General features: G+C 65.4%; 19 protein-coding genes. 12 read left to right on the top strand and 7 right to left on the bottom strand.

Annotated features, from left to right (window positions below):
• Nucleotides 1-2 precede the first annotated feature (2 nt).
• Together G6032_RS08170 and G6032_RS08175 are read right to left on the bottom strand one after the other, a co-directional pair.
• Nucleotides 3-1619, bottom strand: a complete 1617-nt coding sequence (locus G6032_RS08170; protein WP_165281658.1) for a hypothetical protein — start codon at nt 1617-1619, stop codon at nt 3-5.
• A 2-nt stretch (nt 1620-1621) separates the two neighbouring features.
• The gene (locus tag G6032_RS08175) at nt 1622-2788 is read right to left on the bottom strand and encodes a cytochrome c (protein WP_165281659.1); all 1167 of its coding nucleotides are present in this window, start codon (nt 2786-2788) and stop codon (nt 1622-1624) included.
• Between the two features lie 131 nt (nt 2789-2919).
• On the opposite strand from G6032_RS08175, the gene G6032_RS08180 reads away from it, so the two are divergent.
• On the top strand, nt 2920-3921 hold the full coding sequence (locus tag G6032_RS08180; protein WP_165281660.1) for an aldo/keto reductase: 1002 nt from the start codon (nt 2920-2922) through the stop codon (nt 3919-3921).
• A 49-nt stretch (nt 3922-3970) separates the two neighbouring features.
• Here G6032_RS08180 and G6032_RS08185 read toward each other — a convergent pair whose 3' ends face one another.
• The 4 genes from G6032_RS08185 to G6032_RS08200 all read right to left on the bottom strand — a co-directional run bounded on the left by G6032_RS08185 (nt 3971) and on the right by G6032_RS08200 (nt 7725).
• Nucleotides 3971-4408, bottom strand: a complete 438-nt coding sequence (locus G6032_RS08185) for a YqaA family protein (protein WP_165281661.1) — start codon at nt 4406-4408, stop codon at nt 3971-3973.
• Nucleotides 4405-5106, bottom strand: a complete 702-nt coding sequence (locus tag G6032_RS08190; protein WP_165281662.1) for a gamma-glutamyl-gamma-aminobutyrate hydrolase family protein — start codon at nt 5104-5106, stop codon at nt 4405-4407. Before G6032_RS08190 ends, G6032_RS08185 begins: the two co-directional genes overlap by 4 nt.
• Nucleotides 5079-6107: an amidoligase family protein gene (locus G6032_RS08195; protein WP_165281663.1), complete on the bottom strand. Its 1029-nt coding sequence runs from the start codon at nt 6105-6107 to the stop codon at nt 5079-5081. Before G6032_RS08195 ends, G6032_RS08190 begins: the two co-directional genes overlap by 28 nt.
• A gap of 85 nt (nt 6108-6192) precedes the next feature.
• Entirely contained in the window at nt 6193-7725 is a 1533-nt protein-coding gene (locus G6032_RS08200; RefSeq protein WP_165281664.1) for a hypothetical protein, read from the bottom strand.
• 625 nt (nt 7726-8350) lie between these two features.
• Between G6032_RS08200 and G6032_RS08205 the strand changes: the two genes are divergently transcribed.
• The 11 genes from G6032_RS08205 to G6032_RS08255 all read left to right on the top strand — a co-directional run bounded on the left by G6032_RS08205 (nt 8351) and on the right by G6032_RS08255 (nt 21566).
• The gene (locus G6032_RS08205; RefSeq protein ID WP_165281665.1) at nt 8351-10213 is read left to right on the top strand and encodes a tetratricopeptide repeat protein; all 1863 of its coding nucleotides are present in this window, start codon (nt 8351-8353) and stop codon (nt 10211-10213) included.
• A gap of 169 nt (nt 10214-10382) precedes the next feature.
• The gene (locus G6032_RS08210) at nt 10383-10844 is read left to right on the top strand and encodes an NfeD family protein (protein WP_165281666.1); all 462 of its coding nucleotides are present in this window, start codon (nt 10383-10385) and stop codon (nt 10842-10844) included.
• Between the two features lie 33 nt (nt 10845-10877).
• Nucleotides 10878-11816, top strand: coding sequence for a stomatin-like protein (locus G6032_RS08215; protein ID WP_165281667.1), 939 nt, complete (start codon nt 10878-10880; stop codon nt 11814-11816).
• 196 nt (nt 11817-12012) lie between these two features.
• Nucleotides 12013-12867 (top strand): hypothetical protein, encoded by an 855-nt coding sequence (locus tag G6032_RS08220; protein ID WP_165281581.1) that lies wholly within the window; start codon nt 12013-12015, stop codon nt 12865-12867.
• Complete coding sequence (locus G6032_RS08225) at nt 12864-14825, top strand: MAC/perforin domain-containing protein (protein WP_165281668.1); 1962 nt, start codon at nt 12864-12866, stop codon at nt 14823-14825. Before G6032_RS08220 ends, G6032_RS08225 begins: the two co-directional genes overlap by 4 nt.
• Before the next feature lie 50 nt (nt 14826-14875).
• On the top strand, nt 14876-15532 hold the full coding sequence (locus tag G6032_RS08230; protein WP_165281669.1) for a LamG domain-containing protein: 657 nt from the start codon (nt 14876-14878) through the stop codon (nt 15530-15532).
• An 11-nt stretch (nt 15533-15543) separates the two neighbouring features.
• Entirely contained in the window at nt 15544-16347 is an 804-nt protein-coding gene (locus G6032_RS08235; RefSeq protein WP_165281670.1) for a hypothetical protein, read from the top strand.
• Between the two features lie 3 nt (nt 16348-16350).
• Nucleotides 16351-18396, top strand: a complete 2046-nt coding sequence (locus G6032_RS08240; RefSeq protein WP_165281671.1) for an MAC/perforin domain-containing protein — start codon at nt 16351-16353, stop codon at nt 18394-18396.
• Nucleotides 18397-18501: 105 nt separating this feature from the next.
• Nucleotides 18502-20214, top strand: coding sequence for a VWA domain-containing protein (locus G6032_RS08245; protein WP_206211892.1), 1713 nt, complete (start codon nt 18502-18504; stop codon nt 20212-20214).
• A 58-nt stretch (nt 20215-20272) separates the two neighbouring features.
• Entirely contained in the window at nt 20273-20839 is a 567-nt protein-coding gene (locus G6032_RS08250) for an RNA polymerase sigma factor (RefSeq protein ID WP_165281672.1), read from the top strand.
• Nucleotides 20832-21566 (top strand): hypothetical protein, encoded by a 735-nt coding sequence (locus tag G6032_RS08255; RefSeq protein ID WP_165281673.1) that lies wholly within the window; start codon nt 20832-20834, stop codon nt 21564-21566. Before G6032_RS08250 ends, G6032_RS08255 begins: the two co-directional genes overlap by 8 nt.
• A 61-nt stretch (nt 21567-21627) precedes the next feature.
• Here the strand turns inward: G6032_RS08255 and G6032_RS08260 are convergent, their stop codons facing one another.
• Nucleotides 21628-23454: a DEAD/DEAH box helicase gene (locus tag G6032_RS08260; RefSeq protein ID WP_165281674.1), complete on the bottom strand. Its 1827-nt coding sequence runs from the start codon at nt 23452-23454 to the stop codon at nt 21628-21630.
• Nucleotides 23455-23456 lie beyond the last annotated feature (2 nt).

Consider the following 23456-nt stretch of genomic DNA (forward strand, 5'->3'; position numbering starts at 1 on the left):
TCTCAGCGAACCACCGTCCGGGCGTTCGCGAGGACCAGGCCCGAATCTGCAGACATGGATTCGTAGTATCGAAGGAAACGGCGGGTCTCGAAAGCATCGTAAGGGGCCAGATTGTGTGCCCAGCGGAAAGAGATCGGCTGGTACCACAACGAAACTTCGATGGTGTAGGGGCCGGGTGTGTCGCCCACATCCATGCGGTAGCCGATCGTGTCGCCGCCACCGCGGAACGAGCCGTCCTCAGATGCGCCGCCGCGCACGGCGATGTCGGCGGGGGCCGTCCTCTTGTCGAAACCCTCGGGCAGCAACCGGTTATCCTTCGTGTAGCGGGTGGCGGTCAGCAGGCCGGTCGTTACCTGGCCGTCCGGCCCTGCGAGAATGCCTTCGTAGATCTGCACCTCTGAAGGATCGTCGATGGTCTCGTAGTGAGGCTCGTATCGCCCGGGATCCATGTCGTTATCGTTGCCCGCGATGGACCCGTCCGGCTGGAGGCGGCCCGACTCGAACACGAGCTCACCGTCTGCGTCGCGCAAGGTGACATGCAGCCAGCTCCGCCGCGAGGGATAGGCGGTGGGCAACTTGTGGCCTGCCTTGTTGCGAATCTGCACGACGGCTTCCACGGTGCTTGCGGTTTTTTTACGCGCCGTGACTTCGAGTTCCGCCGATGCGCTTTGGAGGTGCTCGATGGTCTCCCGGACGCTGTTCTCGAGGTCGCCGGCCGCAGCCGTGACGCCGAGTTCGCCCCGGTAGCGATTCAACATCCGCATCATGAAGAAGTTGCCGCCGCGAAAAACATGGCGTGAGAACCCCTCGCGCGGCTCGCCCAGCACAGCGCTGACCGGCATCTCCTTTTCCAGCGTCGGCATGTGGCAGCTCTGGCAGCTCTCGCGGCCGGGATAATTGCTGTGCTCCCACTCCAGGTAGGGCATCTGCTCCGGCAACGTGCCGATCACTGCGCCGTCCTTGCCGCGGCTGTGCGTGTAGAGCGTGTGGCAGCTCCCGCACAGCCCTGAATCCTGGATATGAGCCCCTTCGCGCGGCTCGAACAGCGCGGCGGAGTTCATTATGTGGCGGCGTCCTTCGCTCACGACGAAAGGCCCGAAGATCGTGCGATCGCCCCGGGGTGTCGTCTCGTCCACCACGAAACCGGCGGTGAAACTCGCCTCGTCGCCCAGTCCCTCCGGCTGGATCTGGTGGCACATGGCGCACGAGGTGCCGTCATGCGCAAGTGCGGCCTGCTCGTCGGGGTTGGGACCCACGGGGAGGTGAGCGAAGACCTCGCCTTTTTCCCCCGCTGACATCGCCTTGTAACGGGCCATGGGCATGTGGCAGGCCGAACACTCGTCCTGGATTTCCGCGGCGGCTTCCGGGTGGTCGATCATCTCCCTGCGCACCGCGGCCTGCCAGTAGGGATCCCGTGCGGAATTCGCCATCATCGAGCCGCTCCAGTCGTCGCCGATGGAGACATCATCGCCTTCGCTGGTGACCAGGCCGTTATGGCAGGCCACGCAGTTGTCGCTGGTGGCGAACAGCTTCCCCACGACTTCCTGCGCGCTGCTGCTGACGGGGACCAGCATGTGAGCGGCTGCGACCAGCACCAAGAGTTTCGTCGATACCGCCATCGTCACCATCCGTCAGCCAGGCCGCCGTCGAAGAAATCCCACAGGACGTAGATCCTCGCCTCGATATCGCGCTCGTCGGTGTTGTTGAGCGGGATCCGCGCGCCGAGGCCGAGGCGAACGTGCTGCCGGCGGTTCAGCGTTACCTGGACCTGCGGTACCGCGTCCCATTGCGTGTCCGCGCCGGAAACGAGTTCCCGGCTGCCGAGCACTTCGACCATAGGTGTCCAGCGACGGCCCCACCGACCCTCGGTGATCATTTTCCCCGCGGCCATGCGCCAGAACGCCTCGTCATCCGCCTCCTCGGCATCGAGGGACAGTCCCAGTCCCGCCTGCCCGTGCATGAAGAGACCTCGGGAGAACAACTGGCCCACCAGGAGCATCGGTTCGACGATGACGGTATTGCTGGAAAACCCGCTTTCTTCGTCGCCCGTCGGCAACACCACTTCCACCGCGGCGCTCACGATGGTGCCGCGAGCCAGGCTCGCATACATCACGCGCTTGTATCCCAGCACGATATCGCCGAGTACCGAACGCCAGTCGCCCGTGCCGTCACCGGTCGTCGTGACGGACTCGCGCCAGGCGATCGGCACTGCCACTTCCACCTGGTTTCGCGCCCCGATACGTTTCTCGAATATCGCTTCGAGTGCGACGCTGCCCGGGCCTTCCATGGCGACGGTGCCCTGGAGAATCATTTCATCCTCCGGGAAAGCCTTGGTGGTATACAGCGGCAGCGGGAGATTGAGTTCCCCCCGCGGCCAGGCATCGTCGCGGCAGAAGGTCCTGATATGGCCGTCCACGGCGCGCAGCTGGTCTTCACTCAGTGCTTTGCCGAAGGCCGGCATGAAGCGGGCGAAGGCGCGGACCGGTCCGCCGTCATGCGCCACGGCAACCCAGTCGGCCTGCGCTTCACGAGTGGCGAAGTTGCAGTCCGTGAAATCCGGCGGCGGCACGGCGAACCCGAGTTGCTCCTGTCGGACCCCGGCGCCGTCGGCGCCATGGCAGGCGGCGCAGGCCTCTGCATAGATGCGTTCGCCATCCTGCAGCGAGGACAGGTCCGTGACGCCACGGGCCGCGAGCGGGTGGGGAGGGGCCGCGGTCACCGGCGCAACAGTTGCCGCCGCGAGCAACAAGGCCGAAGCCGCAAGAAGAGTTCCCGTGAGATTGCGCATCGCCATCGCAGGTGACTATGTTCGAAGTGCGTCGTCTCGGCATTGAAGATTCGCAATGTTCCGGTGCAGCGAATGGCCTAGTTTGTCTTCCGATTCCCGTCTGCAGAAGTGAAAAAATGGGAGGGGCCCGAATGGACTATTTCCGTATACCCGATACCGATCTCGAGGTATCCCGAATCGCGCTCGGCAGCTGGGCCATCGGCGGCTGGATGTGGGGGGGTACCGAACGCAAGCGCTCCATCGAGACCGTGCACGCGGCGCTCGAACGTGGCGTCAACCTCGTGGATACCGCACCAGTCTATGGCTTCGGCAAGTCCGAGGAGATCGTCGGCGAGGCACTACGGGAATACGGCGGCGATCGTCCCATCCACGTGTCGACCAAGGTCGGCCTGGACTGGACCGATGACGAGCAGATCGTCCGCAACGGCAGTCGCGATCGTATCCGTTACGAGATCGACGCATCGCTGAAACGATTGGGAAGAGACGTCATCGACATCTATTTCGTGCACTGGCCGGATTCGGGGCGGCCCATCGCCGACACGGCCCGGGCGATGCGCGAACTTCTCGATGAGGGCCGTATCCGCGCCGTGGGAGTGAGCAACTTCACGCCGGACCAGATCGCTGCGTTCCTCGACGAGTGCCCGGTCCACCTTTGCCAGCCACCCTATAACATTCTCGAGCGCGACATCGAGACTCATGTGAAGCCCTTCTGCGAGCGACGGAATATTGCCCTGATGACCTATGGGGCCCTGTGTCGCGGCCTGTTGTCGGGGAAAATGTCGAAGGACCGCGAGTTCGAAGGGGACGACCTGCGCAACCAGGATCCGAAGTTCGCGGCGCCCCGCTTCGAACATTACCTTGCCGCTGCGGCGGACCTGGAGTCCCTGGCAAAGCAGAAGTACGACCGTTCGCTACTCGCGTTCAGCCTGCGCTGGATACTGGAGCAGGGCGTCGCGATCGCGATCTGGGGCGGACGCAAGCCGTCACAGATGGAGCCCATCGACGAAATTCTCGGCTGGTCGATGGATCTCGCCACATTGTCTGCGGTGGACAGCATTCTCGCGGAGCATATCGAGCAATCCGTGGGTCCGGAGTTCATGGCGCCGCCTACGGGGATGGAGCCGGCCGAGTGAATCGCATCCAGCCCGCGGGCGCTCCCCGTGTCCGGTCATCGGATCGGTATCATGCCGCCGTCTGCTGGGCGGCAAATACCAGCCATAGCACCACGGCGTAGCGCGTTCCCTTGCCGATCGCCACGAGCACGAGAAAGAGCCAGAAGCGCACGCGCATCAGACCGGCGACGAAGGTGAGTGCATCGCCGCCGATCGGCGCCCAGGCCATGAGCAACGACCAGACCCCGTAGCGCTGGAACCATTGCTGGGCGCGTGCGAGTTTCGTCTCCCGGAAAGGGAACCAGCGGCGGTCCTTGTAGCGCAGGAAGAATCGAGCCAGCGCCCAGTTCACGGCTGAGCCCAGGGTGTTCCCGGTGCTCGCCCACAACCAGAGCGCCAGCGGATCGTAACCTTGTATGAGCAGCCCGCCGAACAATATCTCGGAGTACGCCGGCAGCAGGGTTGCGGCGAAGAAGGACGTCAAGAACAGCCCGACATAGACGCTCAACCGGGTTTCACCCCGGAGCGGTAGTCCCGCGCTGCGGCCACCAGGGTGCGGAAGAGCCGGCGCTGGCGGGACAGGTAGATCAGGAACTCGGGATGCCACTGCACGCCCATGAGAAACCGACGTTCAGGATTTTCCACGGCCTGCACGATCTCGTCGATATCACGGCCGCAGACCCGGAGACCCTCTCCGACGCGGTCGATACTCTGGTTGTGCAGGCTATTGATTTTCAGTTCCGCGCGCCCGAGGATGCCGGCGAGTTTCGTGCCGTCCTCGACACACAGCGTTTTCAGCGGCAACAACGTGCGCCGCTTGGAGGTCTTGTGACGACGCCGATGCAGGTCCTGGAACAGCGTGCCCCCGAGGCGCACGTTGAGAAGCTGTGCGCCCCGGCAGATGCCGAGCAGCGGCGTGCCGTCGGACAAGGCACAGTCGATGATCTCGGACTCGAACGCGTCGCGCTCCGAATCGTAACGGCCCTCGACTTCGGCTTCCGCCTTGTACAGTACGGGCTCGACGTCGTGGCCCCCGGTCACGATCACTCCGTCGAGCGTTCGGGTGCTCAGCTTGTCTCCGGGCCGCAGATGCAACGCCCGGCCACCCGCCATGAGTAACGCGAGATGGACGCAGACCCTTGGGCCCCAGGCACCGCGGCGCGGGCCGGTGACGCCGATTACCGGCCGGCCTTCTCGCCGAGCCATGACTCGACCTCCCGAGCCCAATTCTCGAACAGGTGGCGCATCGGCTTGTCCAGCCAGCGGGCGTAGGCCCGGCAGATGCGCTCGAGCCGGTCGCGATCGGTCGCAAGCCTCTCGACCTTCAGCCAGTCGCCCCACGGGATATGGATGCCCCAGCCCGGCTCATCGATCTCGCAGTTCGGCAGCCGGTAATGCAAGGTGGGCCGCGGCTTCACCCGCGGGTCTTCCACGACCGCGCGCACGCGAGCCTCGTCCAGGTGCAGGAACAAGGGCAACATGTCGAGCGCACGGTTTCGGGTCGGATTATCCGCCAGGTAATCGTCGATCAGTCGATCCTGGGGCGGCCAGTACTCCGGATCGATCGTCTTGCGCACATAGGCTGCGGGGAACGGAGCCGTAAATCGGGTCAGTTTGCGCGTGAAATCCGGGGCGGAGCGTTTCTCCAGCCATTCGTAGAGACAGAAGAACGCCTTCAGGTAGGAAGCGATGGTGCGCGCATCGAGTGACGGCAGCTCCGGATTGAGTTGCAGCCCGAACGCGTAGGAGATCCCGGCCCCGGTCCCGCGGGCCCCGGCGTCCCGCAGGCGCACGATCAGCGACTGCAAATCGGCGAGGCGGCGCATCGGCAGCGGTGGGCTGATGACCTCGACGGGTACGATGGTCTCCGCGCCGGCCCGCACCAGACGCTCCGCGGTCTCGTCTACGAAGGCGGCAAGATCGGTGTCCGGCGCTTCCTCGCGGCCTTTGCGCTTGAGGTATTCCCAGTCCAGTTCGACGCGCCACTCGCCGGCCTCGTCGCCATGCACGATGTGCTCATAGGGGCTCTTTTTTTCACATCGACCGCCCACCTGGTCGGCGACGATAGCGCTGACGTCCGAGACCCCGGGACCGATCATCTCGAGTTCGACGCCGACCCGCCGGGCTTCGCCGGTCGCGGTTTCCCTCGCCGGGGGTAATGGCGGCTCCCAGTCGCGGAAAGGGTGCCTGTTTTCGTCGTCTTCCATGCTGATTCACACTAGCACATGACGGCCGGCGACTTGCGTGGAACGCAGCGGTGCAGGCGGACCCGATGCGCAGTGGAGGAGGCTACTACCTGGCAGGATCGCCGATGAGATCGAGGAATCGATCCAGGTAGGCGCGCTCATTCTCTGCCAGGTAATGCAGGTTGCGGCCCCGGTCCACGATTTCCCAGAAATGCGGTGGGGCCTGGCGCAACAGCTCATCATGCATCTGGACTCTGAACTCCTCGGACATGTCGGACATGTCGTCGGCGATCAACTGCGCCTTCATCTGCTCGCCCTTCGAAAGGTAATACACGGCCAGGCGCGTCTGCGCCTTGCGTACCCCTCGCAGGCCTCGATAGTGCCGATGCGTCTGGCTGGCGTCCTCGGCATCCAGGGCCAGCAGTTCCCGCAGCATGGGCTCGTCGCAGCCCAGTTGCTCTCGATGAGCGAACTGGCAGAGGCTGGCCAGGTCGTAAGCGACGATCTCCGTGATCGAGCTCAGTTCGTCTTCGAACGCAAGAAAGCCGTAGCTCTTCATGAAGCGCACGCCCTCGCAGGCTTCCTCGCAGAGATCCTGTCGCAAGAGCTCCTCGATGAGCATCCGGTACTGAAGCAACACGGAATTGGTTGTCCCTTCGACCCGCATGTCGATCGCCACGCGGAGATAGGAGTTGAAGAAACGGAACACCATCCGGATCAGGTCCGTCCGCCGCGCCGCGGCAGCCGCCTCGCCGAGGTAGCGGGTATCGATGGCGACCTGGGAGTCGATGTCGCTCATCGATTCCAGTGCCTCGCTGTAGACGCGCAGGAATTCGTGGAGGATCTTCCATTCGACCCAGAGGTGCCGCGTCTCGAGCTCCTGCTGCAGCTCCGTATCCATCCCCACGAAATCCGGATGGAAACGCAACTCGTCACCGAGCCGGTACCAGGGCCGTTCGTCGGGCGGCTTCATCGCGACGTATTCGACGACGAACTCGCAGAGCGAGTCGATGGCCTGGCCGGCGATGATCTTGTCCCGGCCCTCGATGGAATTGTTCGCAATATCGGTGATTTCCTCGATCTTCTCCAGCACGCGGCCCTGCAGGCGATCCACATTGTCGGGCGGCTGTACGTCGAACCCGCGCACGGTCAGGCGGACCGCATGGCCCCGCAGCCGGTCGATGATGTTGCCCGGCTCAAGGAACCAGAAGGTATATGCGAAATAGGGCAGCATCGCGGCGAGCCCCAGACTGGTCAGAACCATGACCAGCAGGAGAAGGCTCCGGGGCACGAAGTCGGGCCGCAGCGTGACGCTCAGCCAGACTGCGCAGAGGCTGGCGATGATGTAGAAGCTGATGACAATGATGTGCACCGGCTCGCGCAGGAACATCATCGCGACGCTCGTGTAGCGCTCCGAAGAGAGCTGCACGATGATCGCGACCACGGTCAGTACGATGCCGAGGACCGCGACGATCGTCATGCCCAAAGCCGGCAGGGCGTCGGTGATGAGCATGGGGTCGAAAGACAGGTAGTGCTCCAGCATCCCGCCCGCACTGCGCAGGCCGGCGCCGAACAGCAGCGAGTCCAGCACGTAGAAGGCGGTGCAGAAAAACACGGCGACCAGGATCACGATCACCATGGGCGAAACCCAGGCGAGGACGACCGGCGGCGCGATCCTCCGCTTTGCCCGTGTCGCGGTTATCCGGCCGATGCGCCGTGGGCTATTGTCTGCGCCGCTGCGCCCGTTTCTCCCTGATTCATCCTGCATGCCCGACCTCCTGTCATGCGCCAGATAGCTGGAGGCAACGCCAGCCACCACGGCCGAATCGATTGCCGTCCAGGCAAAGGGGCTCTACCTCGCCCGTAAGGACCTGGGCGGCAAAGGCGTCTTATGACCCGATAGTAGATTGATTTTGCCCCCATGGAAAACTGCTTGTCATTCGTAGAGTTGGCGTGACATATCGATGCGGCTGACCGGGACGCATCTGCGGCCCCGGCGTCCCGAAGGATGACTCTGTGCTGTCTAGAAACGGACGCGCGAGAAGATGATGGACCGGATCGAGGACATCCTCAAGGACGAGGAGGGGCATGCGGACGATCTCGTGGGGATGCTGGAGACGGATGTAGGTTAGCGGCCCGGCCCAAGAGGCCTTTCGCCATCAGGCGGCGGAAAGTGGCCATCCAGCTCGGCGCCAGGTCGGCGAACTCAGGCGCACAAGCCCCATGCTAGACTCGCGGCAAACCCCCTGCGAGCGTGGCGGATAATGACTCTGCTGGCCGAACTGAAGCGGCGCAACGTCATTCGAGTGGCGATTCTCTACGTCGTGACGGCGTGGCTCCTGTTGCAGGCCGCCGACGTGGGCATGTCCGCTTTGGGCCTGCCGGAGTGGACCGGGCGTATGGTCCTCCTGCTGCTGGGGCTCGGCTTCCCGGTGGCGCTGGTGTTTTCGTGGATCTACGAGTTGACGCCGGAAGGGCTCCGTCGGGATTCGGAGATCGATGCTCCGGGAGCCCTGAGCGGGCGGACCGGGCACAAGCTGAATGTCGCCATCGTCGTCCTGCTCTTGATCGCCATCGGCCTCGGATTGGCGGACCGGCTGGCGTCGCCTGGGACCGGGTCGGCAGAGGGACTCGATGGGGACGTCGACACGCCTGCGGACACGGCGGCCGGAACAGTCGCCCGTACATACGTTTCAACGGTTGTGGATGCGCCTGTTCGAAGCCAGGCATCGGATTCGAGTATCGCGGTGCTGCCTTTTGCCGATCTGAGCCGCGAGGGTGACAACGAGTATTTTTCCGACGGCCTGACCGAGGAATTGCTCAACGCACTGGCCAAGGTGCGTGCGCTCAAAGTGGCCGGACGCACTTCCTCGTTCGCATACAAGGGCCGGGACGTGGATCTGCGCGTCATCGGCGAGGAACTGGGGGTCGCGCACCTGTTGGAGGGCAGCGTCCGCAAGTCGGGCAACCGCCTGCGCATCACCGCGCAGCTGATCAAGGCGGAGGACGGCTACCACGTCTGGTCGGAAACCTACGACCGCGAACTGACCGACGTGTTCGCCATCCAGTCGGATATCGCCGGGCAGGTGGTCGAGGCGCTTGAGGTGACTCTGCTGGGCGAGGACGAGACCCGCATGCAGGCTGGCGGCACCACCAATGTCGAGGCGTACAACGACTACCTGCGCGGCCGGTACCTGCTCAACCAGGGGTCGCGCCAGGATACTCTGCAGGAAGCAGTGGCGGCCCTGGAGAGCGCGCTGCAGAAGGACCCGGAGTTCGCCGATGCCTGGTTCGCACTTGGTAACGCCTCCACCTTGCTGGTAGCCAACGGCTGGATTGGAGCAGAGGAAGGCTGGGCGCGAATCGAAGAGGCTGCGGTCCAGGCACGCCGGCATGCCCCGCAGATCGCCGCCGGCTACATGCTGGAGGGCTATCTGTTGGCCTACCGGGATCTGCAATGGACCGAGGCCCGGGCCCTGATGCGCCGCGCAGTGGAACTGGAGCCGGGCAATTCCACGATCAGTTTCAATTACGCCATCCTGTTGCGGGGCCTGCCGTATTACGACGAGGGCCTGGCGGCGATGCGTCGGGCTGTGCAGTTGGAGCCGACGAACCTGGTCAACCAGGTGTTTCTCGGCAACATGTTGATGACGGCCGGGAGGTACCCCGAAGCCAAGCCGGTACTGCAGCAGGTCCTGGCGGTCGATCCTGGGTTCAACCGGGCACATTACTACCTTGGTGTGTGCGAGTACCTCGAAGGCGACTATGCGGCGGCGTTGGCTCGTTTCGAGGCCGAGCCGCTGGGCTGGATGCATGTCACCGGGCGTGCGCTGGCGCTCTACAAGCTCGGACGTAAAGCAGAGGCCGATCAGGTCGAGGCAGAGCTGGTCGAGACTTTCGGGGACAGGGCAGCCTATCAGCAGGCCCAGGTGGCGGCGCAGCGAGGCGCGCTCGACCTGGCCTTTGAGTCGCTCGAGCGTGCGTTCGTCTCAGGTGACACCGGTGTGTCCCAGCTGCTGACCGATCCGCTGGTCGCGCCGTTGCATGACGACCCCCGTTACAAGGCCGCGCTGGAAAGAGTGAACCTGCTCCAGTTCCTGGGCCAGGCTGCACGGCCGGACCAATAGGTGCCGATCGAGCTTTTCAGCCCGCGAACCTTTACGAACCACGAGCCAAGCCCGGCCCTCTCACCTCGCGGCGAGCACGTGCCGACGGGCATGCCGCGGGTACCCAGCACGCGCTCCTGCGATTACACTGCGGCGGTTGCCCCCGCTGTGGGCGTGGCAGGATCCGGGAATGAATATCGACTTCAGCGTTTCGCCGGCGGCGGTATGGACACTGCTTGGCGTGCTCCTGATCCTGGCCGAGTTTGCCTTGCCCGGGGTGATCCTGGTGTTTTTCGGCATCGCGGCCCTGCTCATAGGGATCGCGCTCTGGTTCGGGGTCGGCATGACGCTCAACACGCAGATCCTGGTGTTCGGGCTGCTCGCGGTGGGCCTCCTGCTGGTGGCGCGCAAGCGCGTCAAGAGCTGGTTCCTGGGTAAGTCGGAGCTCGCGAGCGACGGCATCGAAGTGCTGGTGCCCGGCACCCCCGTTACGGCTCAAGAAGATTTCGTCGACGGGATCGGGGTGGTCACTTATCGCGGCGCCCGGTGGAACGCGGAATGCAGCGAACCGGTCGCCGGCGGCCAGCGCCTCTGGATCACCGGGCGCCGGGGACTGGTTCTGAACGTCAGCAGCGAACGCCCGGGCGAGTAGGCCGGGCCGGTTTTTTTTCAAGGGAGCATCCGCGTGGACAGCATCAACATCATGACACTCATATCACTGGTGTTTCTCGGCATCATCGTGGTGGCGCTGTTCAAGACTGCGCAAATCGTGCCGCAGCGCTCCGCCTACATCGTGGAGCGTCTCGGGCGTTATGCCCGCACGCTGGACGCCGGTTTCCATATCCTGATCCCGTTCATCGATCGCGTCGCCTACCGCCAGACGCTCAAGGAAGAGGCGATCGATGTGCCCCAGCAGCAGTGCATCACGCGCGACAACATCAGCGTGTCGGTGGACGGCGTGCTGTACCTGCAGGTCGTGGATCCGCACGCGGCCAGCTACGGCATCGCCAACTATCATTTCGCCACCGCCAGCCTGGCGCAGACCACGCTGCGTTCGGTGGTCGGCCAGATCGAGCTGGACAAGACGTTCGAGGAACGCTCCAAGATCAACGAAGAGGTGGTCAAGGCGCTGGATGAGGCCGCCAACCCCTGGGGCGTTAAAGTCCTGCGCTACGAGATCGCCGATATCGTGGTGCCCACCACGATCACCGATGCGCTCGAGCAACAGATGCGCGCGGAACGCGAACGGCGCGCGGTGGTGGCACGCTCAGAGGGCCAGCGCCAGGAGCAGATCAACGTCTCCGAAGGCGAGAAGATCCAGATCATCAACATTTCCGAAGCCCAGAAACAGAAGCAGATCAACGAGGCCGAGGGCAAGGCGCGCGAGATCCAGATGCTTGCCGACGCCACGGCGCTCGGCATCGAGCGTATTGCCACCGCGATCAACATCCCCGGTGGGCGCGAGGCCGTGAGCCTGCGCATCGCCGAGCAGTATGTCCGCGAGTTCGGCAACCTCGCGAAGACCAACAACACCATGATCCTGCCGGCCGAGCTGAGCAACATCGGTGGCGCGGTGGCGGGATTGGCGGAAGTGTTGAATACGGCGCGGGCCGGACGGGAATAGACCACGAGAACGGTACCGCCCCGCTAGCGCCTGTAACCGGGCGTTCGCACAGCGCATGAGAATGTCGCCCGCGATCGAAATCGCGGTTTCGCACCAGAAGAATGTTTTTTCGACCCGGATGAGGGAAAAATCTCCTTCCTGACGATAGACGGTATGAACCCGAAGAATTGCGCAATTCCCAGGAGATCTACCGTTGATGAAGACGACCCCCAGCTTTCACCGCGCCGGTCGGCAAGGAGGCCCGGCCAGGTTCCTGTCTTTGCCCGTGATTCTAGTGGCGCTGTGCTGGCTCGCTCCCGCCGCGGCGCAGGACATGGTCGAGGCGGCGCTCGATGCCGCGGGCGTACCCAAGGTCGGGGCGTTCCTGCCTAACCAGTACGACGTGGCGCGCACTGAGCCGTTGCCGATCGACGGCGTGTGGCGGGTCAACACGATCAACAAGAAGATCCGCATCGAACAGGGCCGGGCGTATGCGATCGACCCCTGGCGGCACCTGTTCGTGCTGCAGATCAGCCCGGGCATGGTGGTCATGCAGGATTTCCGGCGCACCGGGGCCGGGGTCTACACGGCTGAGGACCTGCCGTTGCTGGGGCCGGCGACCCTGACACTGAACCGCGAGGGCCACCTCGACGTCTCGGTGCAGGGCAAGCTCGGGCCGGCGCGTTACCAGTTGATCCGGCTGGACGCCCAGTACCCTGATGCCCTGTCCCATGAACTCAGCGCGATGGCCGGCGGCGCAGCCCCACCGTCATTCGCGCCGCCGCCCGTGGCGCCGCTGCCGGGCATGGCTCCGCAGCCCGCAGCGCCCGCGGCGCCCGTGTACCCGGTCCAGCCCGGCGCCGGCGCCGCGCCAGGCCAGCCGTTACCCGGCATGCCGGTCACGGCCCCGATGCCGGTACCTGCGCCTGCGCCTGTCCAGCAGCCGGCGCCGCCGCCGGCATGGACACCGCCCCCTGTGGCGGCGCCCCCTGGCACCCCGCCGGCACCCGTACCGGAAAACTGCACGCCGATCGGCATCGATCCCGACACCGGCCTGACGATCTGCGCATGATCCGGGGCACATTGCTCGCGAGCCTGCTCGCCATGACGGCCTCGGTGGGCGCGCAGGACTTCGGCCGTGCGCCGGCCGACGTGTTCGCCGGGTGTGACGAGCCGGCCCTGGCCACCGCACCGGACGCTGCGCCCCAGCCGCCGGTCGGCGCTGCCGCGCCACGCGTGGACCGCATCACCCAGCGTTCATTCGCGAGCCTGAGTCTCGATGAACTCGATTCCGGGGTGCCCGAGGAAATGGCCTCGTTGTGCTGGGCGCGCCTCGACGGCGTGTGGCGCGAGACCGGCACGATCACGCTCGACCGCTCGCGTGACGACCCCGGCATCTGGGGCAGCGACTCCCCGGAGCTGGTGTCGATGGCCAACGGCAACTACACCACGCCGCGCTTTCTCGTCGTCGTCGAGACGGCCGACCCGGCGACAGGGCTGCATCTCGCGACCGGGATCGAGGAGACGCCGTTCGTGCGCTTCGTCAGTAACGACGGCCTCGCCCTGCGCGACGTCCTGCAGCGGCTTGGCCCGGTGAAGACCTATCGTGCGACCGCGCCGTTTCCCTACGGTACGACACTCACCTTGGACGTGACGCGCAGCGGCAGCGTGCGCCTGACGCTGGACGGCGCCATGTTCGTGCGGCCGGAGCCGAGCGCCTCGCGCGCCGGGGCCGACAGCCGCGTCCGCATCGACGATTCCTGGCTGTTGAGCGCTTACCTGATGAACGTCGCTGCCAACCGTCGTGGCTACGACATCGTGACCCAGGACCCGTTTCTCCTGCTGCAGAACCACAAGGAGGAGATCCTGGCCCCGGTGGACCCCACCATGTACTCGATCACCGAGGGTCGCACGGTGCCGGTGGGGCTCACCCTGATCCAGGACGGCCAGCAGGGCACGGTGTATCGCAGGACCCTCGTCGCCAGCGAGACCGAGCTGCAGCAGACCAGCACCCACACCTTCGGCAACAGTTTCAGCGCCAACGTCCCTTCGACCAAGATCCCCGGCGTGAGCGTGTTCGAGGCGAGCGCCGGCTACGAGTCGACGCGTGCGTCCATGTCGGGCATGCAGGAAAGCAAGTCCGTCGCGCAGGCCGCCGCCTATTCGCGCCACAAGCAGTACGCGCTGGTGCTGGACCACCCCTACATCACGCTGTCCAGCGCGTTCATCGACGCGGTGGAAGACGCGCGGCGCTTCCATCGCTACCAGTCGTTGATCGATCGCTTCGGCACCCATTACCCCTACGCCGTCACCTACGGCGCCAGCGCCAAGATGACGCAGATGTTCACCGAGGAGTCGTACGCGCAGCAGGAGCGCAGCGAAGAGGGCTTCAGCGAATTCGGCGGCGCCAAGGTGTTCGGCAATGGCGGGTCCGCACACCACAGCCAGCTTGCAGGCACCCAGACCGGATCCCGCGGTACGGTCGGCAACGAGGGTGCGACCTTCGTGGCGGTCGGCGGCAATGGCTCCTGGGACCAGGGCGGCTACAGCGCCGGCGGCACGCCTTACCCGATCTTGCTCGACCTGCGCCCGATCTACGAACTGCTCAACCCGATGAATTTTCCGGGCGAGCCCGAGGTGTACCAGAGCGTGCGCGAGAACCTCAAGCGCGCGGTCGTGGCCTACCTGGAACACAACACCACTGCGCTCAGCGCCGACTCGATGCTGCCGAAAGTCGAGCCGCTGCCGCCGCCTGCGCCGCCCCCGAAGCGGCAGGTACGCAGCAAGGTGTTCAAGGACCCGCTGGTCGGCGGGCGTTGGCTGGACCTGTGCTATGCCCATGGCAGCTGCCGCACGCAACAGGCGCTGAACGCCTTCTGCCGCCTGCAGGGCTACAAGACCGGCAGCCGCCAGCGCAACAGCAAGTCGAAGCTGGGGCACGTGAACGTGCGCATCGGCGACAACAGCAAGTGTACGTCAACCGGCCTCGGCAACTGCCACCGCATCACTCAATTGACGTGCAGGGATTGAACAGGCCTCAACGATCATCGGCCGCAACATGCGGTCCCAGGAGTCGCAACGTGAAGAAATTACTTAGAAAAGGGACGCTGGCATTGCTGGCCTGCAGCCTGTGGATTGGGGCGGGCACCGTCGCGCAAGCCTACGAGCCGGATGTCATGGTGTTCGATGGCGAAGTATCGCTGGACTTCCCGCCGTCGCCGCGCCTGGCGCTCGCCACCGGCGGAACGCTGGAATTCTGGGTGGCGCCTGACTGGACCGCTGATCCGGGCTACGACCCGGTGATCATCACCAGCGCGGGTCCCGAGGGCCCGGCGTACCTCGTGGCCATGCTGCGGGAGCGGGACGGCATCGCGTTTGCCGCCGGGGACGAGGAGGCGGTGTTCCTGTTCGACTTCACTGATGGCCAGCTGCACCACGTGGCGATCAGCCAGTATGCCGACGGCGTCGAGGTCTACATCGACGGCCGCCAGGTCGGCAGCGAGCCGATCATGGCGCTGGACCTGCCGGTGACGGGAGTGTGGCTCGGGTCGATCGACGGCGAGAACAATACTTTCCGCGGTGTGCTGGCCGGGCTGCGGATGTGGCAGGAGGTGGTGCCCCGCGAGACGCTGGTGGCCTTCGCCCTGAAGGACATCTTCGAGAATGAGCATCCACAGCTCGACGCGCTCGCCGCGATGAGCGACTTCAACACGGCTGCATTGCTGCTGGTCGAGTGAGGAGGTACGCCATGAGAGACCGTTCGATCATTACTTCCCTTGCGCTGAGCCTGGCGCTCGGCGTGGCATTCACCACGGCAGGCTCTTTCCTGATCGTGGCCCCCGCCGAGGCGAGGTCGCCATCGCCGCCACCACGCTCGGCTGCACCGCCGACAGCCCGGTCTCCCTCGCCCGGCACGTCCGCCCGGTCGGGTGCCCGCTCGGCCCAGGCCCAGCCCCGGCGCCCGGCCACCGCGCCGGCCCAGGCCGGTGCGAACCGGGCGCGAGCCACCGAGCGTAGCAGCCAGGCGCGCTCCGCCACTGGCGATACCCGCCGCCAGGCGGTGAACCTGGGTAGCACTTCGCCGCTGAACTGGTCCACCTGGAACCAGGCGACCCGTCCGGCAACGACGGCCGCAGCGGCGCCGCAGCGCACCCGCCAGAGCGGCAGCGGTCGCACGGTCGCCTTCCGCGAGCATCGCTCCACGGCGGCCTCGGCCACCACGGCCCGGCCCGGCCCGACCCCCTCCGTTTATCGCAGCGCGCCGACGCAACGCCGTGCTGTCGCCAACCAGGAGCGAACCACGCAACGCACCAACAGCGGGCGAGCCGCCGTGGGCGACGGGCGTCGCAACGCCGTGAATCTCGGTACTGCATCGCCTGCCAGTACCTGGTCGGGCTGGAACCGCGCAGTGAACACCCTGCAACCCGCCGCAACCGCATCGCGCACCCGCCAGAGCGGCGGGGGGCGCCAGGTGACCTTCCGGGAGTCCCGCGCGAGCGTCGAGCTGACGCGCCTGCGCCGGGATGCGGCGGGCAACGTTATCAATCCGTAGCGCATGCGTTTCCCGGTCGCATTTACCCTGTCAGCGGCCGTCTTCGCCGCGCAGGCCTGGGCCGCCGACGCGGGGCGGCCCGGTGAAGCGTTCTCCGGTTGCGAAACGGTGATCGCGGCGACACCGCAGATCGCCTCTTCGCGCCAGCGAATCACGGATGCCGCGATACGCGTCGATACCCTGACCAATCGCGAGTTCGCGAGTTTCTCGGTGGATGAACTGGCCGGCAGTCTCGGGGAAAACGAGATCGACGCGTGCTGGTTCCGCCTCGACGGCGTGTGGCGCGAAGACAGGCCCATCTCGCTGGATACGAGTTTCGTTCCCCGGGGCTGGAGCAGCGCCCGGCCCGAGCTCGTACACCTGGCGAACGGCACCTACACCACGCCGCTGCACATCGTCGTGCTGCCGTCTCCGGCTCCCGGGAAAATGCTGGAGGTCACGTTGGCCGAAGGCGTCGGGAGACCGGTGCGATACGTGAGCGAGGATGGTGTGACATTGCGGGAGCTGCTCGAGGACCGCGGGCAAACGAAGGTCTACTCCACCTCGCCGCGTGCGCTCACGCCCGGCCTCGCGCCAGAACTGATCGTCGACGTCACGCGCACCGGCTACCTGCGCCTGCGCATGGGTGGCGCGCACTTCTATCGCCCGGCGCCCGGCACGGTCTCCAGGGTCAGTGGCGACGATCCATTCATGATCGGCTACACGATGGAGAACCTGCGCGCCAACAGGGCGGGGTATGACATTAGCGAGCAGAACCCGAACCGGTTGTTGCAGAACCCGAAAGCGGAAGTCTTCGACTTCGCCACCGATCGCGGCGCAGTGGTCGACCAGCGCCGCGTGGTGCCGCTGGGACTGAAACTGGTCAAGGAAGAGACGCAGGGCACGGTGTACTACTCGACGAACGTGTCCAGCGAGCGCGAGTACCAGGCGATGACACAGTCTACTTTCGGCAACAGCACGCGCATCGGCATTTCCGGGCAGGTCGGCCCTGGTGGCCGGGATGGCGGCAGGACTGCCAGCGTGAACGCCGAAGCGGGAATCGGCTGGGGTGCCGCAAGCGCGAGGCAGCAGTTCAGTTCATTGCGTAACAGCGGGTCGGTCGCTGAGGAAATCGGCTACATGCGCTTCAAGAAACTCGCGCTGGTCCTGGACCCGACCTACGCGCGGCTGACTGACCGGTTCATCGACGCCGTCGCCGACGCGCAGCGCTACGGCGATTTCCGCGAGCTCCTCGACCGCTTCGGCACCCACTATGCCTATGCCGTCACCTACGGCGCCGCGGGGGAAATGCGCCAACGGATCACCGCGCAGGCCTTCGAGCGGCGCCGCCAGAGCACAACCTCGTCCAGCAGCAACGAGCGTGTTGCATTCATCGTCGGGGAGACATCCGCCTACCGCGCGTCCGAGACGCAGTCCGCCGCGAGTTTCCGCGAGACCAACGAGTATGGCGAGCGCACGTTCGACGCCGTCGGCGGCAACGGCAGCTGGGACCAGAACGGATTCTCGGCCGGCGATGCGCACTACCCGATACTCGCCGACCTGCGTCCCCTGAGCGAACTGCTGAACCCGATCAATTTCCCGGGGCAGCACGAGATCTATATCGACCTGCGGCGCGACATGGACGTGGCGATCCAGGAATACCTGCGTAGCAAGGCCGATTTATCAACGGTCTCGCTGTTGCCCGAGTTCGTTCCCCCGCCCGAGAAAAAGCCCTGGGAAGGCACCATCCGCACGATGAAAATCGTCAGCGCCACGGGCGGGCGGGGAACGGTGACCGTCACCAGTCCGGCAGCCGGTGTGCGGCAGGGCTTCACACGGATTTGCCTGGTCAACCATACGAAGGGCACCCGGACCCTGGTGCACAACGTAAGGAATATCAACAATCTCGAGAGCCACGGCTCCGGCGCGCAGTCCTGCGCCAATTTTCCGTCAAACCTGACGCTCAACCTGACGGCCATGGCAGCCGGCCGTCCTGCATCGATATCCAACTCCACCGGATTCCGTCTTGCGCCCTTTAACGGTCGCCTGCTCCATTTCACGTGGCGCTAGCGGGAGGGCCGACGGCAAAGGATTTCACGTCATTTAACCCGAATCCGGTTAACGGCCGTTTCCATGACTGAAGGCGATTGTCCGCCCCAGCCAAGGAACAGCATCATGACCTGCAAAACCCGCTTCATGCTATTCACCGTGTCCGCAGCGCTCGCGATCTTCGCCGGGTGCGCGCAACCACCCGACGTGCCGGTTCCCGAGCCCCAGGATGCGGTGCATCAACCACCCGCCGAGAGAGAAGCAGGTCGCGACTTGACCGGAAAAACTGAATACCGGGGCGCCGAGTTGCGGATGGCGGTGACGGCCCAGAAGGGTCTGATGGGAAATACAGGTCCCGGCGCTGGCGGCATCCGCATGCCGAGCGAGCCCGTCAACCGCGAGAATTACGCGAATTTTGACGACAACCCGGTGCAGCGTGTCGCAGAGGATCCCGTCTCGACTTTTAGTATCGACGTCGACACCGGGGCCTATGCCAACGTCCGCCGGCTGCTGCGCGTCGGGCAACTGCCACCACAGGACGCGGTGCGCGCGGAAGAGTTCATCAACTACTTCAGCTACGACTATGCTCCGCCGACCGGCCGGGGGACGCCGTTCAACGTCATTCGCGAGATCGCCCCGGCACCCTGGAACGCCGACAACTACCTGTTGCATATCGGCATCCAGGGGTACCGGCCCGCACAGCGCGAGGTGCCGAACGCCAATCTCGTGTTCCTGATCGACGTGTCCGGATCGATGAACGCGCCGGACAAGCTCGGCTTGTTGAAATCATCCCTGAAGCTGCTCACTCGCCAGCTCGGCGCCGACGATTCCGTGTCGATGGTGGTGTATGCGGGTGCATCCGGGGTCGTACTGGAACCGACGCCGGGCAACCAGCGCGCCACGATCATTGCCGCCCTCGAGCGCCTGCAGGCCGGCGGCTCGACCAATGGCGGAGCGGGCATCAACCTCGCCTACGCGATGGCCGAGCAGGCGTTCATCCCGGGCGGCATCAACCGCGTGCTGCTGGCGACCGACGGCGATTTCAATGTCGGCACCACCAGCATCGAGATGCTGAAGAACCTGGTCGAGGAGAAACGCAACAGCGGTATCGCGCTCACGACGCTGGGATTCGGCACCGGCAACTACAACGACCACCTGATGGAGCAGATCGCCGACGTGGGCAATGGCAACTACGCCTATATCGACACGCTGAACGAGGCGCAAAAGGTGCTGGTCGATGAACTGCACTCGACCATGCTGACCATCGCGAAAGACGTCAAGATACAGATCGAGTTCAATCCGGCGGTGGTGGCCGAGTACCGGCTGGTCGGCTATGAGAACCGCCTGTTGAAGCGTGAGGACTTCAACAACGACAAGATCGACGCCGGGGAGATCGGCGCCGGTCATAGCGTCACGGCCATCTATGAGATATCACTGGTCGGCAGCCGGGGCCAGCTGACCGATCCCCTGCGCTACCAGGACGAACCCGTCACCGCACCGAAGGGCGAAGAGATCGCGTTCCTGAAAATGCGTTACAAGGCGCCGGACAGCGGGCAAAGCCAGTTGCTGGAATGGGCGATCGAGCGCTCCAAGATGCGCGATGACGTGCGCGAGGCGTCGGAGGATTTTCGCTTCTCGGCAGCGGTCGCGGCGTTTGCGCAACAGTTGCGGGGCGGCGATTACACCGGCGAATTCTCTTACGCCGACATCAAGGCGCTGGCCAACAGTGCGCGCGGCGATGACCCCTACGGCTATCGTGGGGAATTCGTCAGTCTCGTGACCCTCGCCGGGTCGCTGGCGCAGCCGGAACCGCTGGCGCGGGTCGATGGCGAGGACTGACCCGGCGACGGGCGGATGGTTTTGACCGGCCCGGGAAGACGGACCTAGACTCGGCGCCATGGACGCGCCTGCCGCCGACGAGGCCTTGATGAGCCGCTACCGCGATGGCGATGCCGGGGCGTTCGAGACGCTCTACCAGCGCCATCGCGGTGGCCTTTTCCGCTTCATCCTGCGTCAATGCGGCGAGCAGGCGGTCGCCGAGGAACTGTTCCAGGACGTGTGGATGCGCGTCATCAAGGCGCGATCGAGCTACGAGGTCACGGCCCGGTTCACGACGTGGCTTTACCAGGTGGCCCGCAACCGCGTCATCGATCATTACCGGCGTCAGTCCCTGCGCCTGGTGGATGACGTCGACACCGACAGCGATGGTCCAGCGGAACCGGCCGCGCCTGCCTGCGAGCAGCCCGACCGGCGGGCGGAATCGACGCAAGGTATCGACCGCCTGGTGGCGCTCGTCATGCAATTGCCGCCGGACCAACGCGAAGCATTTTTGCTGCGCGAGGAGGCCGGAATGAACATCGACGAGATCGCGGACTGCACGGGGGTCGCGCCGGAAACCGCCAAGAGTCGCCTGCGCTATGCTGTCAACAAGCTGCGCGCCGGCCTGAGCGAATACCATGAGTGACGCCAAGGATAAAGACGACGACATGCTCGATAGTTTCCTGTCGGGTGACAGCGAACTCTCTCGGCGCTACCGGAGTGGCGATGCCGCGCAGCCGTCGGCGTCGGTAGACCGCGCGATACTCGATGCGGCGCGGGAGGAGGCGGGCCGCGAGGAGCCGGAGCACAAGGCGCCGGCCGCGCCGACTCCACGGCGCGGGCGCTGGAATCTGACGTGGGAGCGGCCGTTGGCGATCGCTGCAGCGGTCATGCTCAGCGCGATCGTCGTGGTGGCCATACAACACGATGCCGGCATGTTCGCACCGGAGCACAGTGACGCGGAGAAATCGATGGAGTACCGCGATGGTGCGGCAGCGCCGGCCGCCGGGCGCGCGGAGCAGCGGCCGGCTGCTCCCGAGCAACGGGCCGATTCCGTGACCGAGTCACGTGTGATGTCCGACGCACCGGCCCGCAGCGAGGCCGCCCGATCTGACAAGGGACCCGCGGCCAGGGGTAGCTTTGCCAATGGCTTGTCGAATGAGGCCGCCGAACTGGAATCGAGATCGCTGCCCGCCGAAGATGGTGCAATCCAGGACGCATTGACCCGTATCGAGATGGCCTGGAAGAGTGGCGACGCGGAGCGTGCAGAACAATTGCTCGAGCGCTTCCGCGGGGCGTATCCGGACGTCGGAGAGGAGCGCCTGCGCGAGGCGCTCCCGTCGGCGTTACTCGACAACGATGGGTCGCACTGACCCCGTAAGATATTTGCGTTGGGGGAACGCCGAATTCAACCGGGCGAGCTCCCGGCGATGTTTATTTCGCTCGTGAACCCTTCGGCGACTTGCCGGTCGGCTTGCCCGGCGATTTGCCGGGCCGTTGCCCGGGCGGTTTCCCGTTCGATTTCCCGGGCGATTTCACGGTCGACTTACCGGGCCCCTTGCGGGGCCCCTTCGACGGATGCTTGCGCGCCGTTTTCGGCGGCACGTCCGTGGCGGCGCTGATCTGGAGTACCTGTCCGGCCACCCGTGCCTTGGCGAGCTCTGCAATCACCACTTTCGGCATGCCCCTCGGCAACCCGACGAAGGTATGGTCCTCGCGGATGTCGACGTGGCCGATCTGCCAGCCTTCGAGGCCGGCGACGTTGGCGATGGCGCCCACGATGTTGCCGGGTTTCACGCCGTGCGCGTAGCCGACCTCGATGCGGAAAGTCTCCGTGTCTTCGTCGGTCAGCCGTTGCTGGGACTGCGGCGCGCCGCGTTCCGGGTGCTCGCGTGTGCGGCCGTCTTTGGCCGCCGGACTGGCGGATCCTTCCTTGAGAAGCAACGGGCTGCCACCCTGGAGCAGGCTCGCCAGCGCGGCGGCGATTTCCACGGCCGGCACGTCCTGCTCGCGCTCGAACTCTTCGATCAGGCTGATGAACGGCTCAGCCTGGCCGGCCGCGATCGCTTCGACGATCCGCAGTCGGAAGCGCGCCACCCGCTGCTCGTTCACGTCGGCGTGGGTCGGCAACTCCATCGGCTCGAGGGGGGAGCGGGTGGCCCGCTCGATGGCGCGCAGCATGTTGCGTTCACGCGGCGTGACGAAGAGGATCGCTTCGCCGCTGCGTCCCGCGCGGCCGGTTCGGCCGATACGGTGGACGTACGACTCGGTGTCGTAGGGCACGTCGTAGTTCACGACATGGCTGATCCGCTCCACGTCGAGCCCCCGCGCCGCGACGTCGGTGGCGACGAGGATGTCGAGCTTGCCGTTCTTGAAGCGCGCGACCGTGCGCTCGCGCTCCTTCTGTTGCATGTCGCCGTTCAGGGCGGTGGCCGCGAAGCCACGCGCCTCGAGCCGCTCCGCGAGTTCCACCGTCGCCACCTTGGTGCGGGTGAAAATCAGCATGCCGTCGAACGGCTCCACCTCGAGGATGCGGGTCAATGCATCGAGCTTGTGCAATCCGCTCACCACCCAGTAGCGCTGCCGGATGTTGGTGGCGGTGCTGGTCTTGCTCTTGATCGAGACCTCGACCGGATCGCTGAGGTGCTGTTGCGCGATGCGGCGAATCGGGCCCGGCAGAGTGGCCGAGAACAGGGCGACCTGGCGGCCGGGCGGCGTCTGTTCGAGGATCCATTCGATGTCCGCGACGAAGCCCATCTGGAGCATCTCGTCGGCCTCGTCCAGCACCAGGCAGGTGACGTCGCCGAGGTCCAGCGTGCCGCGCTTGAGGTGATCCATGACGCGCCCCGGCGTGCCGACGACGATCTGCGCGCCGCGCTTGAGGCTCGCCAGCTGCGGCCCGTAGCTCTGCCCGCCGTAAATCGGCAGCACGTGGAAGCCCTTGATCTTCGACGCATAGCGCTGGAAGGCCTCGGCGACCTGGATGGCCAGTTCGCGGGTGGGGACCAGCACGATGCCCTGCGGCGGGCCCGACCGGACTTCGATCCGGCTCAGCATCGGCAGCGCGAACGCGGCGGTCTTGCCGGTGCCGGTCTGCGCCTGGCCGAGCATGTCCCGCCCGGCCAGCAGCACGGGAATGGTCGCGGCCTGGATGGGGGAGGGCGCTTCGTAGCCGACGGCCGCTATGGCGTCCAGGACATCGCCGCCCAGGCCGAGTTCGTTGAACGAGGCGGCGGGTGTCTTCGCAGGAGAATCTTTCATTG

Origin of the sequence: Wenzhouxiangella sp. XN24 (genome assembly GCF_011064545.1) — a bacterium.
Classification (GTDB): domain Bacteria; phylum Pseudomonadota; class Gammaproteobacteria; order Steroidobacterales; family XN24; genus XN24.

Bases quoted from the DNA above. Each gene is read 5' to 3' on its own strand.
- G6032_RS08240 (WP_165281671.1), top strand. From the start codon at position 16,351: ATGCGTTTCCCGGTCGCATTTACCCTGTCAGCGGCCGTCTTCGCCGCG.
- G6032_RS08195 (WP_165281663.1), bottom strand. From the start codon at position 6,107: ATGGAAGACGACGAAAACAGGCACCCTTTCCGCGACTGGGAGCCGCCA.
- G6032_RS08220 (WP_165281581.1), top strand. From the start codon at position 12,013: ATGAAGACGACCCCCAGCTTTCACCGCGCCGGTCGGCAAGGAGGCCCG.
- G6032_RS08235 (WP_165281670.1), top strand. From the start codon at position 15,544: ATGAGAGACCGTTCGATCATTACTTCCCTTGCGCTGAGCCTGGCGCTC.
- G6032_RS08255 (WP_165281673.1), top strand. From the start codon at position 20,832: ATGAGTGACGCCAAGGATAAAGACGACGACATGCTCGATAGTTTCCTG.
- G6032_RS08175 (WP_165281659.1), bottom strand. From the start codon at position 2,788: ATGCGCAATCTCACGGGAACTCTTCTTGCGGCTTCGGCCTTGTTGCTC.
- G6032_RS08245 (WP_206211892.1), top strand. From the start codon at position 18,502: ATGACCTGCAAAACCCGCTTCATGCTATTCACCGTGTCCGCAGCGCTC.
- G6032_RS08225 (WP_165281668.1), top strand. From the start codon at position 12,864: ATGATCCGGGGCACATTGCTCGCGAGCCTGCTCGCCATGACGGCCTCG.
- G6032_RS08205 (WP_165281665.1), top strand. From the start codon at position 8,351: ATGACTCTGCTGGCCGAACTGAAGCGGCGCAACGTCATTCGAGTGGCG.
- G6032_RS08250 (WP_165281672.1), top strand. From the start codon at position 20,273: ATGGACGCGCCTGCCGCCGACGAGGCCTTGATGAGCCGCTACCGCGAT.
- G6032_RS08180 (WP_165281660.1), top strand. From the start codon at position 2,920: ATGGACTATTTCCGTATACCCGATACCGATCTCGAGGTATCCCGAATC.
- G6032_RS08190 (WP_165281662.1), bottom strand. From the start codon at position 5,106: ATGGCTCGGCGAGAAGGCCGGCCGGTAATCGGCGTCACCGGCCCGCGC.
- G6032_RS08170 (WP_165281658.1), bottom strand. From the start codon at position 1,619: ATGGCGGTATCGACGAAACTCTTGGTGCTGGTCGCAGCCGCTCACATG.
- G6032_RS08200 (WP_165281664.1), bottom strand. From the start codon at position 7,725: ATGGTGATCGTGATCCTGGTCGCCGTGTTTTTCTGCACCGCCTTCTAC.
- G6032_RS08260 (WP_165281674.1), bottom strand. From the start codon at position 23,454: ATGAAAGATTCTCCTGCGAAGACACCCGCCGCCTCGTTCAACGAACTC.
- G6032_RS08210 (WP_165281666.1), top strand. From the start codon at position 10,383: ATGAATATCGACTTCAGCGTTTCGCCGGCGGCGGTATGGACACTGCTT.